Source organism: Polynucleobacter finlandensis (genome assembly GCF_018881755.1).
In the GTDB taxonomy this organism is placed as follows: Bacteria; Pseudomonadota; Gammaproteobacteria; order Burkholderiales; family Burkholderiaceae; genus Polynucleobacter; species Polynucleobacter finlandensis.
This window is the reverse complement of the sequence record NZ_JACVPS010000009.1, coordinates 1-16,170: the sequence shown is the minus strand read 5'-3', so window position 1 is coordinate 16,170 and position 16,170 is coordinate 1. Positions and strand designations below refer to the sequence as shown.

General features: G+C 47.0%; 16 protein-coding genes. 4 read left to right on the top strand and 12 right to left on the bottom strand.

What is annotated here, in order from left to right; translation table 11 throughout:
* Positions 1-39: 39 nt before the first annotated feature.
* Both ilvN and ICN49_RS07225 read right to left on the bottom strand, forming a co-directional pair.
* Positions 40-531, bottom strand: a complete 492-nt coding sequence (gene ilvN / locus ICN49_RS07230) for an acetolactate synthase small subunit (RefSeq protein WP_216167076.1) — start codon at positions 529-531, stop codon at positions 40-42.
* A complete protein-coding gene (locus ICN49_RS07225) occupies positions 531-2,315 on the bottom strand; it encodes an acetolactate synthase 3 catalytic subunit (protein WP_216167074.1) in 1,785 nt (594 codons plus the stop codon). Before ICN49_RS07225 ends, ilvN begins: the two co-directional genes overlap by 1 nt.
* A gap of 193 nt (positions 2,316-2,508) precedes the next feature.
* Between ICN49_RS07225 and ICN49_RS07220 the strand changes: the two genes are divergently transcribed.
* From ICN49_RS07220 to ICN49_RS07205, 4 genes are read left to right on the top strand one after another with little or no spacing between them, the layout of a single operon-like run.
* Entirely contained in the window at positions 2,509-3,078 is a 570-nt protein-coding gene (locus ICN49_RS07220) for an RNA polymerase sigma factor (protein ID WP_216167073.1), read from the top strand.
* Complete coding sequence (locus tag ICN49_RS07215; RefSeq protein ID WP_216167071.1) at positions 3,075-3,536, top strand: DUF3619 family protein; 462 nt, start codon at positions 3,075-3,077, stop codon at positions 3,534-3,536. The genes ICN49_RS07220 and ICN49_RS07215 overlap by 4 nt, the downstream gene beginning before the upstream one ends.
* A gap of 23 nt (positions 3,537-3,559) precedes the next feature.
* Positions 3,560-4,177 (top strand): DUF3106 domain-containing protein, encoded by a 618-nt coding sequence (locus ICN49_RS07210; protein ID WP_255535453.1) that lies wholly within the window; start codon positions 3,560-3,562, stop codon positions 4,175-4,177.
* A gap of 5 nt (positions 4,178-4,182) precedes the next feature.
* Complete coding sequence (locus ICN49_RS07205) at positions 4,183-4,719, top strand: RDD family protein (RefSeq protein WP_216167068.1); 537 nt, start codon at positions 4,183-4,185, stop codon at positions 4,717-4,719.
* A 10-nt stretch (positions 4,720-4,729) separates the two neighbouring features.
* Here the strand turns inward: ICN49_RS07205 and ICN49_RS07200 are convergent, their stop codons facing one another.
* The 10 genes from ICN49_RS07200 to ICN49_RS07155 all read right to left on the bottom strand — a co-directional run bounded on the left by ICN49_RS07200 (position 4,730) and on the right by ICN49_RS07155 (position 15,620).
* Positions 4,730-7,096 carry an ABC transporter permease gene (locus ICN49_RS07200; protein WP_255535452.1) on the bottom strand — a complete coding sequence of 789 codons (2,367 nt, stop codon included), beginning with the start codon at positions 7,094-7,096 and terminating at the stop codon, positions 4,730-4,732.
* Between the two features lie 128 nt (positions 7,097-7,224).
* A complete protein-coding gene (locus tag ICN49_RS07195) occupies positions 7,225-8,010 on the bottom strand; it encodes an SDR family oxidoreductase (protein WP_216167064.1) in 786 nt (261 codons plus the stop codon).
* A 65-nt stretch (positions 8,011-8,075) separates the two neighbouring features.
* Positions 8,076-9,005 carry a tripartite tricarboxylate transporter substrate binding protein BugE gene (locus tag ICN49_RS07190; RefSeq protein WP_255535457.1) on the bottom strand — a complete coding sequence of 310 codons (930 nt, stop codon included), beginning with the start codon at positions 9,003-9,005 and terminating at the stop codon, positions 8,076-8,078.
* Between the two features lie 70 nt (positions 9,006-9,075).
* Positions 9,076-9,717: a PqiC family protein gene (locus tag ICN49_RS07185; RefSeq protein ID WP_216167061.1), complete on the bottom strand. Its 642-nt coding sequence runs from the start codon at positions 9,715-9,717 to the stop codon at positions 9,076-9,078.
* 11 nt (positions 9,718-9,728) lie between these two features.
* Positions 9,729-10,643, bottom strand: a complete 915-nt coding sequence (locus ICN49_RS07180; protein WP_216167059.1) for an MlaD family protein — start codon at positions 10,641-10,643, stop codon at positions 9,729-9,731.
* Positions 10,640-11,428 carry an ABC transporter ATP-binding protein gene (locus ICN49_RS07175; RefSeq protein WP_255535449.1) on the bottom strand — a complete coding sequence of 263 codons (789 nt, stop codon included), beginning with the start codon at positions 11,426-11,428 and terminating at the stop codon, positions 10,640-10,642. Before ICN49_RS07175 ends, ICN49_RS07180 begins: the two co-directional genes overlap by 4 nt.
* Positions 11,428-12,591 carry an ABC transporter permease gene (locus tag ICN49_RS07170; RefSeq protein WP_216167057.1) on the bottom strand — a complete coding sequence of 388 codons (1,164 nt, stop codon included), beginning with the start codon at positions 12,589-12,591 and terminating at the stop codon, positions 11,428-11,430. Before ICN49_RS07170 ends, ICN49_RS07175 begins: the two co-directional genes overlap by 1 nt.
* Before the next feature lie 77 nt (positions 12,592-12,668).
* The gene (locus ICN49_RS07165; RefSeq protein WP_216167055.1) at positions 12,669-13,640 is read right to left on the bottom strand and encodes a Bug family tripartite tricarboxylate transporter substrate binding protein; all 972 of its coding nucleotides are present in this window, start codon (positions 13,638-13,640) and stop codon (positions 12,669-12,671) included.
* A 2-nt stretch (positions 13,641-13,642) separates the two neighbouring features.
* Positions 13,643-14,425 (bottom strand): enoyl-CoA hydratase, encoded by a 783-nt coding sequence (locus ICN49_RS07160; protein ID WP_216167053.1) that lies wholly within the window; start codon positions 14,423-14,425, stop codon positions 13,643-13,645.
* A gap of 10 nt (positions 14,426-14,435) precedes the next feature.
* Positions 14,436-15,620 (bottom strand): CaiB/BaiF CoA transferase family protein, encoded by a 1,185-nt coding sequence (locus ICN49_RS07155; RefSeq protein ID WP_216167051.1) that lies wholly within the window; start codon positions 15,618-15,620, stop codon positions 14,436-14,438.
* Between the last annotated feature and the right edge of the window lie 550 nt (positions 15,621-16,170).

Below are 16,170 nucleotides of genomic sequence, written 5' to 3'. Positions count from 1 at the left end.
TTTTTGAAAATGTAGTTAATGCAGTAATCAGTTAAAAAATTAAACCTTCAAGATACGCTCGCCGCGCCCAATTCCAGAACCGCCCGAACGCACAGTTTCTAAAATGGAGGCACGATCAATCGAATCAATAAAGGCATCCAATTTGGTGCCATCACCAGTTAATTCAATGGTGTAACTCTTATCCGTCACATCAATGATGCGACCGCGAAAGATATCGGTAGTGCGCTTGAGCTCTTCACGCTCTTTACCCACTGCGCGAACCTTAATCATCATGAGCTCACGCTCAATATGAGGGCCCTCACTCAGATCAAACACCTTCACGACTTCAACCAAACGGTTTAAGTGTTTAGTGATTTGCTCGATGACATCATCAGAACCCATCGTGACAATCGTCATACGTGAGAGCGATGGATCTTCCGTTGGCGCAACGCTCAAAGTTTCAATGTTGTAGCCACGTGCGGAGAAAAGACCCACAACGCGGGACAAGGCACCGGGCTCGTTCTCGATGAGTACAGAAATAATATGTCGCATCAGAGATCCTCGCTACCCAAAAGCATTTCAGTAATACCCTTACCTGCTTGGACCATAGGCCAAACGTTTTCTTCTGGGTCAGTTTGGAAATCCATAAACACCGTACGATCTTTCAATCGAATCGCCTCTTTGAGTGCGCCCTCAACATCAGACTTCTTCTCAATCCGCATACCAACGTGACCATAGGCTTCAGCCAACTTCACAAAGTCTGGCAAAGAATCCATGTAAGAACTGGAATAACGCTTGTTATAGGTAAGCTCTTGCCACTGACGAACCATACCTAAGTAGCGGTTGTTCAAAGACACAATCTTTACAGGCGTGTTGTACTGCTTACAAGTCGATAGCTCTTGAATGCACATCTGAATGGAGCCTTCACCAGTAATGGCAAAAACATCCTGCTCAGGAAAGGCCTTCTTGATTCCCATGGCGTATGGCAAGCCAACACCCATGGTACCAAGACCACCAGAGTTAATCCAGCGACGTGGCTTATCAAATTTGTAGAACTGCGCGGCCCACATCTGATGTTGACCTACGTCCGAAGTAATAATGGCGTCGCCACCAGTGAGCTCATACAACTTTTGAACCACATACTGAGGCTTCACGATTTGTGATGCTTCGTCGTACTTAAGGCAATCTTTTTTGCGCCACTCATTAATCTGCTCCCACCAAGCGGCAACTTTTGCCTCATTCTTGCGTGGACCAGCAGCTTTTAGTTGCGCAGTCATTTCTTGCAATACTTCTTTCAGATTGCCAACAATCGGAACATCCACCTTCACGCGCTTAGAAATCACGGAAGGATCGATATCGATATGAATGATCTTGCGTGGATGACTTGCAAAGTGCTCGGTATTGCCGATCACGCGGTCATCAAAGCGCGCACCAATCGCAATCAACACATCACTGTGTTGCATTGCCATGTTGGCTTGGTATGTACCGTGCATCCCCAACATACCCAAGAACTGAGGGCTAGAACCAGGAAAACCGCCTAAGCCCATCAAGGTGTTGGTAACTGGGTAACCAAGTAAGTCAGCAAACTCTTTGAGTTCTGGGGCTGCATCAGCCAAGATCACACCACCACCGGTATAGATGTATGGACGCTCTGCTTCTTGCAATAAAGAAACCGCCTTGCGAATCTGCCCACTATGACCCTTCACTACTGGGTTATAGGAACGCATCTCCAAAGTTTCTGGATAAACGAATGGCGCCTTAGCCGCCGAAACGTCTTTAGGAATATCAATCAATACTGGACCAGGACGTCCTGTTTGGGCAATGTGAAAAGCCTTCTTCAATACCAAAGGCAAATCTCTTACATCCTTCACGAGGAAGTTGTGCTTTACCACTGGGCGAGTAATACCAACGGTATCTGCCTCTTGGAAAGCATCTTCACCAATCGCATAGGTTGGCACGTTACCGCTGATGATCACCATGGGGATCGAATCAGTGTAAGCAGTAGCAATACCTGTCACCGCATTGGTGACGCCAGGACCAGAGGTTACTAAGGCAACGCCAACCTTACCGGTTGCACGTGCGTAACCATCGGCCGCATGCACTGCTGCTTGCTCATGGCGAACAAGTATGTGTTCAAACTTATTCTGCTTAAAAATTTCGTCATAGATAAAGAGAACAGATCCGCCGGGGTATCCCCAAACGAATTCCACACCCTCGGCATGCAGGGCACGCACGAGCATTTCTGCACCAATGATTTCTGGGGCCGCTACGGGAGTTGGGGTTGCTGTGTCTTTGTTAGCTTTAGTAGCTAAAAATTCGGCGCTGCTTGTATTCATTTTCTTTCGTCCTTTGCAATTTTCGGCAAAAAATTGTTTGGTCTGTTCTATCCCTTGCTTATGGCCCGGGTTCGAACGGCGCTGCTACCGGAAAAAACCACTTCTTGAATGAGATTCTAGGTAGTAAGCCCTATATTCTATAGCAATCCCCTAAAATAGCTCAACACTTACAGATTGAGGTCTAATCCTTTGCATGGCGTCAGCCCAAGAACTATCCGACTTTCTCAGCAGAGTAGAACAGCGAGCTTTTAAGCAAGCGGTCTACGCCGTGCGAGATGACGATGCAGCTTTGGACATCGTGCAAGATGCCATGATCAAGTTGGCAGAGAAATATGGGGATAGGCCAGCAGCTGAATTACCCCTGGTTTTCACCAGAATCTTGCAAAATCGCATTCATGACTGGTTTAGACGGCAAAAAGTCAGAAATACTTGGGTCACCCTCTTTTCCAATATGGGAAAGAAAACGGATGAAAACGATGATTTTGACCCCCTAGAGTCACTTTCAGCCCCTGATGACAGTGAAATTCACCAAGATGGGGCTCATAAACTAGAACGCAGCCAACTGCTGCAGGCATTAGAGTCGGAAATATCAAAATTACCCGCTCGTCAACGAGAAGCCTTCCTGATGCGTTATTGGGATGAGCTAAGCATTACTGATACTGCCAAAGCCATGAGTTGTAGCGAAGGTAGCGTCAAAACGCATTGTTCTAGGGCTACTCAAGCCCTAGCTAAAGCATTGAAATTAAAAGGAATTACCCTGTGAACCGCGCTGAAGACCTCTTAAACCCGACCCAAGCTGACCAATTTGGCCAAGCTAGTGCCGCCCTGCTTAGTCAAGGCTCTCAAGCCTTGCCTGCCAGCATTAAAGATCGCCTTTACGCTGCCCGCATGAAGGCGCTTTCCGTCAGAAAAGCAGAAAAAGTTTGGATGCAAAAGCCAGTTTTGGCGATTTCCTCTGGAAACTGGTCATTTGGCTCACGCTCCACCTGGGACACCCTTGGCTGGGTTGCACCACTCGTTGTCTTGGTTTTTGGACTGATTGGCATTGCCCAGTGGCAAGAAGATTCACGCATTAACGATATTGCTGAGGTCGATGCAGCGCTCTTATCTGATGATGTTCCACCAGATGCCTATGCCGACAGCGGCTTTATGGGCTTCCTGAAGAATGGCGGCATAGCTGACTCTAGCTCTAATAGCTCAAGCTCGATCCAAAGCAAATAATTCGCCACTCACCCAGAATGGCAATGACCCTCAAGACAGCTGCTGCCAGCGCCTACACTGCGCTAGCCATTGCTGTTCTTAGCGGCAGTATTTCTGTAGCGTACGCACAAGGCCCATCATCTGGTGGCTCCGCTGCAAATGGTGGTCATAGCAAACCAACTGGCATCCCCGAGAAAAAACCGGATGGTACTTGGGAAAGTCTCAAGCCAGCGCAACAAAAAATTCTGGCGCCGCTCGAAAGCGACTGGGACTATATGCTTCCTGAGAGTCGCAAGAAGTGGGTGCAAGTCGCTAACCTCTATCCAAAGATGAACGAGCAAGATCAGGCCCGACTTCAGTCCCGAATGGTTGGTTGGTCTAGCCTGTCACAAAAAGATCGTCGCGTGGCTCGTGAAAACTATCTCTCTAGCCTGAAGTTTCCCGCTGAGAAAAAAGCAGAGGCGTGGAGTGCGTATCAAAAGTTAAGCGATGAAGAAAAGAAAAAGTTAGCCAAGGCAGAAGAAAATAAGAAGAAGCCAACCGCTGCAAGTGCGCCAACTTTGCAGCAACACCCCATTAAACAAAAACCTGCTTTGACACTAAGCGCTCCAGAAAGTCCTGCCGAGAGCACCGAGAGTACTAGCGCCCCAAGCAATCAATAAGGCTTATGACGCCTGCAGAATTGAGTGCTTTACCCTCCCCCCAATTTTGGCGTCGGGTTTCTTGCACACTCTATGAACAACTTGTTTTACTAGGCGTAGTCGCATTGACTTTCCTGGTGCCTAACTTAGCCTTAGGTATTTTGTTCGGTGTTTCATTACCAAGCTGGCTTACCTTTTTATATCTTTATGTGGTGCTGGGTCTTTACTTTGTTTGGTACTGGACTAAATCAGGTCAAACACTCGCGATGCAAACTTGGCGCATCCGTATGATCAATCAGAGTGGCTACACTTTAAGCAGACGCCAAGCCTTTTGGCGTTATGTATACGGCTCACTCTGGATTTTGCCTTGCATCTTGTTGCAGGCTCTATTACAGCTAGAGAAATGGCAGATTATTGAAATGCTCTTTACGGTCGCGCTATTTATCTGGCCACTGAGTACTTATCTAGATCGCGTCAACCCACTTGGGCGTCAAAGTTTGCCAGACCGTTTTGCTGGCTCTCGCTTAGTTGAATTACCAAAGAGCGCCGTAACACTCTCCTAGGCACTTTCTCTTAGGTGCTTTCTCGTAAGCATTCAATCGCACTGGCTCTCTGTATTTTTCGGCAAAACCGAAATCCAGCCAAACCACAAGCCAGCACTCCAAAAGCAATGCCCATACCAAGAGCTTGTGCAAAGGCGTTGAACTCAATCTCCAAAACAAAACGTCCTAATGCCCAAGCCGCTACCCCTGCGGCAAGACCTGCCAAACTCCCGGCCACCAAACCAATGATGCTTAACTCCGCCGCGGCAATGCTACCCAATACTGTTTGGGAGGCGCCCACTGCCTTTAAAAGTGCCGCACTTCTAAAGCGCTCATCTTGAGTTGCTGCGATTGCTGCCATTAATACCAAGATCGCTGCAGCAATCGTAAACGCAAATAACACACCCAAAGCCATCGATAGGCGATCCAGCACTTCCTGAATCTGCGCTAATGAGACGGCGACATCCACTACTGTCAAATTTGGATAGGCTTGGGTTAACTCAAAATCCAAATTCTGAATGTCCGGCGGCTGGTAATAAGAGGTGATCCAAGATTGCGGCAGGCCCTTGAGTAAATCTGGCGGCATGATGACAAAAAAGTTCACACGCATGGATCCCCAATCCAATTTGCGCAATGAAGTAATAGGCGCAGTTACTTTTTCACCGGCAACTTCAAAACTGAGTTGGTCACCTAGCTTGAGTTTGAGCGTTTTAGCAATTCCGGTCTCAAGGGAGATTTCTGGTTTGGAACCTTCAATCCATTGACCGTCTGTAATCCGGTTACCGGGAGGTAACTGGATTGTATAGGAGAGATTAAATTCTCGATCCACTAAGCGCCGGGCATTGTCTTCAACGTAATCATTGGGAGTGATGTTGCGGCCGTTGATATCAATTAAACGCCCACGAACCATTGGGTAAAAATCTGGCTTGGTTAATCCAGCAGCTAACAAAGTTTGAGCTATGCCCTGCTTTTGATCCTCTTGCACATTAATCATGAAACGATTGGGCGCATCCGCAGGAATATTGCCGCGCCAAGTACTTAACAAGTCTTGACGCAAGAGCAGAATCATCAAGAGCGCCATCAAAGCAATTCCTAATGCAGTAATTTGCATCACTGCAAAGCCAGAGCGGCGTGTTTGCATTGTTAAAGCAAAACGCAGGGCAAAGTTTTTTGGCGTAATGCGCCCCAACAGTTTCAGAATTCCCCAGGCTAACAGCGCAAAAACCGCTACTGCCGCACCAAAGCTTAGACCAACCCAGGCGGCCAACTTCCAATCTCGCGCGGCAATCACAATCAAAGCACTACAGGTAGCTATACCAAAGATGGCCACCCATACTGCCGCGACAGAAACACCTTCAAACTCTTTGCGCACCAAACGAATGGGGCTCACTTTGATCAAGCTAAATAAAGGCGGGCCTGCAAAACCAATCAATAAGAACCAAGCAAACAAGGCGCTCCATAACACCGGCCAAAGTGAGATTGCTGGCAGATTAGCCAAGATCAAATTACCCAATAAACCCAATAGAATGTGTTGAACGCCATAACCAATCAGGGAACCCAAGACTGCAGCTGCAATACCGATAGCCACTAGAGTCTGCACTTGTCGTTTTAGGATGTTTGCCTGACTGGCACCAAAGCATTTCAGTACGGCACACACATCGGCTTGTTTAATGACGTAACGACGCGCAGATAAAGCAATCGCTACTGCAGCAACCATTGCCGTTAACAAGGCAATCAAAGACAGGAAGCGCTCAGCCCTTTCCAGAGTTTTGCGCATAATGGGTTGCGCGTTCTCCAAAGTCTCGATGCGTAGGCCTCGAATATCCTCAGACTGAATATAGTTCTCGACCCACTTCTGATAGCTAGCCACATCTTTATCGGAACCTGCCAATAGCAAGCGATAAGTCACGCGACTACCAAAGCCAATAAGTCCCGTTGCTGGCAAATCATCTAAGGACATCATCACACGGGGTGCAAAGTTCATAAAACCCGCACCACGATCTAATTCACGCAACAGTAGCGCATCGATTGTGAAACGCTGATCACCTAAGATAATTTGATCGCCGACCTTCGCATGCAAACTATTGAGCATGGCAGGATCAACCCAAACTGTTCCTTTACTTGGGCCATTCTGTTGCTTGTTAATAATTGGAGTTTCTTTTGGCGCATCAATTTGCAACTGACCACGCAGCGGATAGCTTGAACTGACAGCCTTTAATGAGCTCAACTTACTTTGTGAGCCCACCGTAGCCATGCTTGGGAAAACGACGGTTTGGGCAATTTGAAGATTACGTGTTTGTGCCTCTACAAGAAAGCGCTCTGGTATTGGGCGATCGCCAGCAATCAATAGATCAGCCGCCAGAAGCTGACGCGCATCAAACTGAAATGCGCGTTGCATTCTATCCGCCAAAAAACTCACACTTGATAAAGCAGCTACCGATAAGGTAAGCGCCACTAGCAGCCAAGCTAACTCAGTAGATCTGAGATCCCGTCGCAGACCTCGCAAGAGGTCAGAGAGCGCTCCTATCAAACCGCCTGAACCTGGCCGCCATCCACTCGAGTGACAGTGCCGGTAATGAAAGAAGCATTTTGACTACATAAGAATGCGGCGGTATCGCCATACTCGGTTGGATCACCATAGCGCCCCATGGGAATTTGTCGCAAACTCGCTTGAACTACTGCCTCATAACTTGTACCTTCACGCCCTGCTCTTGCCTCATCTAATTGACGCAGACGATCAGTGGCGACGCGACCCGGCATGATGACGTTGACTGTAATGCCTTCAGTAGCGACTTCAGAGGCTAAGGTTTTAGACCAGGCCAGCAACGCTGCGCGCAAGGTATTGGAAATCGCCAAGTTCTTGATTGGAGCTATGGCGCCTGAAGTGGTGCTCGTGACAATACGACCCCACTTACGCTGGCGCATACCAGGCAGCACTCGATCAGTGATGCTGATGAGAGACAAAACCATGTCATTAAAACTTTTTTGCCACAGAGCAGGATCTTGACCGGCTGCAGGAGTTGGGGGTGGTCCACCAGTGTTATTAATCAGAATATCAATCGGGCCAAGTTCTTTTTCTACTTTAGAAACCAAGCCATCAATCACGGATAAGTCCGCAAGATCCCAAGAAAGGGCTAAGGCTGTACCGCCCACAGCTTCAATCATCTCAACAGATTTTTTTAAGCCCTCTGGGTTACGACCGGTTACTGCCACCTTGACGCCCTCACGTGCCAGCGACACTGCCATCGCTTGACCTAAACCACGACTAGAGGCCAACACCAATGCAACCTTACCTTTTATTCCTAAATCCATGTGATCCCCAATAATTTTGATCTATCTATTTTTATAATAAGCAAATCACTCCGATGATGAAGTGATTAATCTAACTGTAATTTCTGTTTAGCTACAACTTCTTTATAAACCGCGTACTCGGCCTTAATCTCTTTTGAGAATGCATCGGGACCATTGACGTTAATGATAGAGCCGGTCTCCTCAATGCGCTTTAATACTGTAGGGTCTGCGACGACCTTTTGAAGAGCTGCATAGTACTTATCAACAACGTCTTTAGGCATACCAGCCGGACCCAAAAGGCCATAGTAAGCCATGCGATTGACTGGTGCTAAACCGACCTCTGAAAAAGTGGGTACATTTGGCAGTTGCGCCAAACGTTTAGGGGCGGCGACCACAATCGGCACCAGCTTACCGTCTTTAATAAACGGCAAAGAGGATGGCAAGTTATCAAAAATCATGGATACCTGACCGCCAACCGTGTCAGCCAATGCTGGGCCAGCGCCACGATACGGAATATGCACAATGAATACACCAGCAAGACTTTTGAACAACTCTGTTTGCAAATGGCCAATACCGCCTGTGCCCGAACTTGAATAAGAATACTTACCAGGGTTCGCCTTCAATACCGCCATGAAGGTTTTGAAATCCTTTGCCGGAAATGAAGGATTGACTGCAATCACGTTTGGGGTTGCCGCAATATTGCTAATCGGCATGAAATCTTTAATCGGGTCATAACCAATCTTAGGATTGATTGCAGGATTGGCTGCTGTAGTGGAAACAGTGGCCATGCCAATGGTGTAACCATCTTTAGGGGCACGCATCACCTCCAAAGCGCCAACAGAACCTCCACCACCAGCTTTGTTCTCGACAATCACAGGCTGACCCAATTGGCGGCCCAAGGCATCACCCACAGCGCGTGCAATGATGTCAGTGCTGCCACCGGGCGCAAAGGGAACAATTAAACGTATTGGCTTGGTGGGAAAACTTTGTGCTGACGCAAAAACACTGAACCCCATGCCTAAGGTCAAAAGAGATAATTGCAGTGCTGATGAAACAACTGAGCGACGGGTAAGGCTTTTCATAAAATTACTGACCTAAAGGTTTTGGCAAATTGCCTGAATACTTATATAACTCCCCTTCATACTGCTTGAGGATCTCGGCTAAAGCCTGCTGCTGACCAATGGCTAAGGCACCAGGGGTATTGTCTTTGAGTGCAACACGCTGAGAGTAACGATTTGCACCAATGAGGGGACTGGTTTTGCCACCATTAGCAACAACTAGGAAAAACTCTATCGTTACAACCGCCTCAGGGCGAACGCGGTAATCCCCATAGAACTCTTCCACAGAAGCTTGCAGGGTGTAATAAGGGAAGAAGGTATTGCTTTGACCTACCGTCGTAGAGAAGATATTGGCATTGTTCAACCACTGGCGTGTGGCATTGCCGATCATCTCACTCGGAATGGTTGAATAAATGTTGTAGAAATCTTTTTCATAGCGCTGATCACCCAGTCGATAGACCATAGACTTGCCGTCAGAGGGTGGCGTAACAGAGATAGATCCAATCTTTAACCAAAAGTTAGTGCGCGGCTGATAAGGGCTGCCAGTACGCTCAGGGGCAACCATCCAGCTCGTAGGTTGAATTGCTGGTTGCTTTGGTAAAGAACATGCCACCAGAATGGCGAGCGATGCACCACAAACAACAAATTTCAGTAGAGTCGATCGATTCATCAATTGGGTTCTCATTTTTGCGCTCCATTCATGGGCGGCGTAATTCGAGGTGGCGGTTCACTCCAGATCAAACTCGCTGGCGACTGACTAGCAATTCTGGTGAGCTCATTTAATTGCTCGCTAGTTTGCTTGAGATTCTCGATGGTAATCGCAGAATCGCCCTGAATGCTGGTAATCGTCTGGCGCAAAGAGACCATGGCGCCGACCAGTTCACGCATCAGCACATTTAGCTCATCTTTATCGGTTACCTTAGCAATGCGAGCTAATAAAACATTCAAATCTTTGACAGATTGAATAATGCCGTCATTGTCTTTGCCATTACCACCCATCACTAGATTTAAATTATTCAATAGAGCATCAAATTTTTTCTGAGTGCCATCGATGTTGATCTGATTCATGCCATCAATCAACTTCTGAATACCGCCAATAATTTGGTCAGCTTGATTGGGTAAAGAGGGAATGGTTGGGTAAGCTGGCTTCCAGTCATAAGGCAACGGTGGGTAGGCATTGGCATTTGGGGTGAAATTAAATTCAATGTAATTGACGCCTGTAATGCCCTGGGACTTCACTTGTGCGCGTAAATTATTTTTAACAAACTCCTGAATAAGGTCTTCATTCACTGTTTCACCAAGGATCTGCATACGCACCACTACATATTGCTTTCTTTCTTGAAACGGAATGTCCTTCTCATAAATATCTCCAGACAAACCAATTAAAGTAACCTGGCCAATCTTGACACCCCTAAACCTTACTGAGGCTCCTGTATCCAAACCTGTCACAGATTGCTTAATATAGGTCTCAATCACAAATGATTTTTTAAAAAGCTGGCCTGATCCAAAAATGAGGACGACTGCAACAAGCACTCCAATTGCAGCAAGTACAAATAGGCCGAGACGGAAATAATTGGGATTTGAGTTATTGCTCATGCTACGTCCTTACTCATAATGCGATTAAAGAATTGATGCACTCTAGGGTCAGTACTGGTATCTCTTAATACTTTTGGATCGCCTTCGGCAATGATGCCCTTGGCACCCTTATCTAACATGATGACTTTATCGGCAATGGCATAAATACTAGCTAGCTCATGAGACACGATCACAAAGGTAATGCCCAAATTTTTCGATAAGTCCAAAATCGTGCTATCTAAATCTGCTGAGGTAATGGGATCTAGGCCGGCTGACGGTTCATCCAGAAATAAAATTTTAGGATCAAGTGCCATGGCTCGGGCAATGGCGGCACGTTTTTGCATCCCCCCACTAATCTCACTGGGCATATAGGTTTCATATGGCAGCAAGCCGACCAAATCCAATTTACAGCGCGCCAATAAATCCATCTGATCCTGAGTGAGCTCGGTGTACTCCTCCATAAAGAGTGTCACGTTCTCAAGTAAATTCATAGAACCAAATAAAGCGCCCTGCTGATACATCACACCAAAGCTTGTCATGATCTTTTGACGCTCTGCTCCTTGAGCAGCAGTAATATTTTGCCCTTCAATCAGAACATCGCCAGCTAGAGGCTGATACAAACCAAAGAGATTTTTCAGAAGGCTGGACTTACCGCAACCAGAACCGCCAAGAATCACAAAAATCTCCCCATTGTTCACAGTGAAGTTGAGATCCTTCATCAACACGTTCGAGCCATAACCTACTGTGAGATTCTGAACGTCTATGGCGTAGGTCGTATTGGTGGAGTTGTTATTGGTCATATCCATCAGAAACCTGTCTTATAGGAAATGAAGGCAAACACACCGTCAACCAATACGATCATTACGATGCTGCTAACAACAGCGCGCGTTGCAGAAATACCTACTGCAGCAGCGCCTGTGCCAGTCTGCATACCACGCAAGCAACCTACAGCGGATACCACAACGCCAAACAGCGTCGCTTTAATTAAGCCAGATGAGATGTCTTCAATATCTACAGCTGCCAACATGCCGTTATAAAAATTAATAAACGGGATACCGTAAGCCAGCATCGTAAACATCGAGGCAATGATGCTGATGATGTCGGCATATAAAGTTAAGATTGGCATCACCAAAATACCTGCAAGTACTCTTGGCACAACCAAGAAGCGAATGGGGCTCAGGCCCCCACTCACCAATGCATCGACTTCACTATTGACAGTCATGGTGCCAATCTCAGCGGCAAACGCAGCTGATGAACGGCCAGCAAGCAAAATGGCAGTAATCAAGGGACCCATTTCTCGCACAATGCCTAGTGCAGCTAGCGGGCCCACAAAAGATTCGGCGCCAAATTGCTTCATACCAATGGCCGCTTGAAACGACAAAATTACCCCGATCAAAAAGGAGACCAAACCCACAATCGGCAAAGCATTGATACCAGCTTCTACGGCAGCGTTGACAAAATCACCCCAGCGCACCTGTTTGATATTGCGAATGGACCACACTAAATCCGCTGTTAAGTGGCCAGTGAAAGTGATGAGACCACGGGCATCGTCAATCAGATTTTGTGCAGCCATGCCTGTGCTAACGATAAAACTTCTCTTAGGAATGACTGCTGGCACTGGAAATAAATTCGAGATAGGGTCAAATTCTTTTAAGAGCGGCTGGTAGCGAGCATCTAAACCGACAATCTCAAACTTTCCACCTGCTTTTTGTTGTACCTCTTCAACACCAATCAAAAAGGCAATACCTGCACCATCTAAAGAAGAAATCTGTGAGGCATCTAATACTAAGGACTGACTTGCGCCTTGTTTCAGCCAAGCATTTTGAGCAGCGCGAATTTGAGTCCATACCCCACCCAGGGAATAGACATTAATTTTGCCCATGAGGGAAATTTTGGCGTTATTGCCATCAGACTGGGACCAAACCGCGACTGGGGGCTCTGCTGAAGAAATGGGGGCTGAAATGCTCATAGGCAAACTATAAGGTATCTATGTGAAATCGACATGAAATGGTTGAAATAGAAGGCCCTGTCGATATCGAAAAAATACTATTCCAATTTGGCGCCGGAGATTCTGACAATCTCAGCCAAAGCTGGTGCCTCGGTCCGCAAATGGACCTGAAACTGGGCTGGAGATTTCGAGGTGGTGACATCCATGCCTTGTGCGGCTAAACGCTGCTTGACCCCTGGCTGAGCCATCCCCTTGGATGCAGCAACAAACATCTTGTTGGTAATAGCAGCGGGAGTGCCGGCTGGGAAATACAGTCCATATGAAAACGTTGAGTTATAGCCAGATAAGCCACTTTCTTCGGCTCCAGCAACCCCAGGAATGGCGGCAGAAGGTTTGGCGGAGGTTAAAGCAATCGCCTTTAAGTCACCACTCTTAATAAAACTCATGACTGTTGGCGGCGTAGCAAACATGAGTTGGGTATCACCAGCTATTGTTGAGACGGCTGCTGGACCGCCACCTTTAAATTGAATGGTTGTGAATTTCACATTAGCAACAGATTCAAATAAAGCGGCGGCTAAATGAGGAGTTGAACCATTGCCAGAGGAGGCGTTAAAAATTACTCCAGGATTGGCTTTGCTGAAAGCAATCAACTCTCGAAGATTTTTATAGGGCACCTTTGGATTTGCGCAAATAATCATGGAGCCGGTTGCAATATTGGTGACTGGTACAAAGTCACCCTCCTCTAGAGCCATCTTTGGATAAAGTGCCTTGATCTGCGCATGCGGACCATATAAAGAAATGGTGTAACCATCAGGCGGGGCTTTAGCCACTAAATCGGCGGCAATCGCACCTCCTGCCCCAGGTCGATTCTCGACAGTAACTGCAACGCCAATTTCACGAGAGATTTGCTCCGCAGTAACGCGGGCTACAAAATCTGCTGCGCCGCCTGGTGGATAGCCAACAATTAACTTAATGGGCCTATCTGGATAAGTATTTTGCGCATAAACAAAAGAGCTACAGCAGATCAGTGCGTAAATCAAAAAACCGGCAACTCTTCTGCTGATCAACATCATTATTTACCAGTGAACTGAGGTGTGCGTTTTTCTGCAAAAGCCTTGCGGCCCTCTTTGTAGTCTTCACTAGCAAAGCAAATCTTGACCATCTCTGTGGCCCGCTCTAAATCCTTAAGCTCTGGATCAAGCAAAGCTTGCTTAATCGCAAACTTACTCGCGGCTACAGTCAACGGCGCATTCTCAGAGATGAGTTGGGCATACTCCATGGTCAATTTTTCTAGATCAGCATCTGGGTGTACTTTGGAAACAAAGCCCATTTGTAATGCATCTCTTGCATTAAAGCGGCGGGCACTGAAGAAGATGTCAGCGGTATTAGCCGGCCCGAGAATACTCATGAAGCGTCGAATACCCTCTGGGCTGTAACCCAATCCCAATCGAGCGGCAGGCATTCTAAATTGAGCATCTTCTGAGCAAATCCGAATATCGCAGGATGCGGAGAAACCTAATCCGCCACCAAAGCAATATCCACGAATGCTTGCGATCACAGGCTTGCTACAAACTATGGGGGCTTGATACGCTGCAGTGACCGCTTGGTTGTATTGCTCCTGGGCATCTGCTGTTCCCCGAAGCTTGTCGAATTGGGAAATATCTGCGCCAGAGATAAAAGCCTTTTCACCCTCACCTGAAACCACAATCACGCGCACTTCAGCATCTGCGTCAAAGCTTTGAATGGCTGCAGGAATGGCGGACCACATATCCAAGGTCATCGCATTCATCTTTTCAGGATTAGAGATGGTGATGATGCCTACCGCACCTTTTTTTTGAGTAATGATTCTTGCCATACTGACTTTCTTATTCAATAACGTGATTATTTGTAAATACTTCAATCTCAAGATCGCTATAGCCAATTTCACGCAATACCTCTGTGGTGTGCTGACCCTTAATCGGACTGCTGGCAACCATCGTAGCGGGAGTTCTGGATAAAGCAATCGATTGATTCAATAAAGATAATTCACCCAACTCTGGATGCGTGACCTTGCCGATAGCGCCAAGATGTTGCACTTGGGGATCAGCAAAGACTTGATCAATCCCATAAATCGGCCCACAAGGTATGCCTGCTTTTAAAAGTATTTCTACCCATTGGGCACTGGTTTTCTGAATCAAGGTTTTGCTGAGTTCAGCATTTAAGCGCGCGCGGCCTTCTGATCTACCTTTACCAATTTTGAATTGCTCATCGGCCAATAAGTCATCGCGACCAATCGCTGCAGCAAACTTTTCCCAGATGCCTGGACCCGTAGCAGCAATATTGATGTAGCCATCACTAGCTTGGTATGCGGAAGTCGGCATAAAGGTGGGGTGATCATTGCCAACCTGCTTGGCCACCTCGCCACTCATGGTGTACCGAGCTGCTTGAAAATCCAATAAGGTAAGCCCTGCTTGTAATAGGTTGGATTGAACCCATTGCCCTTCACCGCTGACTTCACGCTCGAGCAATGCAGTCATCACACCCATTGCTGCTAAGAGTCCTGCAGTCACATCTGTGACTGCACTACCAACGCGCATCGGGCCTTCGCCTGGACGTCCAGTCACTGACATCAAACCGGATAGCCCTTGGGCGATTTGATCAAAGCCAGGTCGATTGACGTAAGGACCATCTTGACCAAAACCAGAAATACTCGCAAGCACTATTTTGGGATTGAGTTTTTTCAGTGACTCATAGTCAATACCCAAACGAAACTTCACATCGGGGCGATAGTTCTCAATCACCACATCGGCAGTCTGAACCAATCTATCAAAGATGGCCTTACCCTCGGCAGATTTTAGGTTGAGCGTAATGGAGCGTTTATTGCGATGGAGATTCTGAAAATCAGCCGCTTCTCGTGGTCCCGCATACTCTTCGAGGCCAGGATTTTCGATCTTAATCACATCCGCACCAAAGTCAGCCAAGTGGCGGGCACAAACAGGACCCGAACGAACTCGGGTTAAATCCAGCACCCGATAGCGGGATAAAGCCTGGGAAGCGTTGATTTTTGTCATATTGACCTCAACTATATAGGCAATTTCAAGAGCCTAAATGAGATTGAAATGACCCAAAAGGTAAGGGCCTCCGACAGGAGGCCCTTATAGTTGGTGCGGCTGGCAGGAATTGAACCCACGACCCCTTGGTTCGTAGCCCATACACCTGAGTGACACTTTATGTATATAAAACAATGACTTACATAGTTGAGACTGGACAATAGAATTGGTGTTTAGGCGCTCCTAACCCCTTGTTTATATTGGTTTGCTGTTTGCTCTATTGTCCAAATTTAGAGCCTCTTTATACAAGTCGCCTCTTTGCTATTGAGTGTTTGATTTGCTCGCAAAGAAAATAGTCTTAATCTTTAACCTTGCATCTAATTTTTTAAGCTCTGAAAAAATATGTCTGGCGGCTTTTGGATGCAAAGCAGACCATCACCCTATCTAAGTCTAATCGGCAGAGTCCGACCCAAAGCAGCCCATGCAGAGACAACAAAAAACCACCCGAAGGTGGCCATCTCATTCATCAATATTGAGATTAAGAAGCGGCGATTGCTTTGCGAGCTTTAGC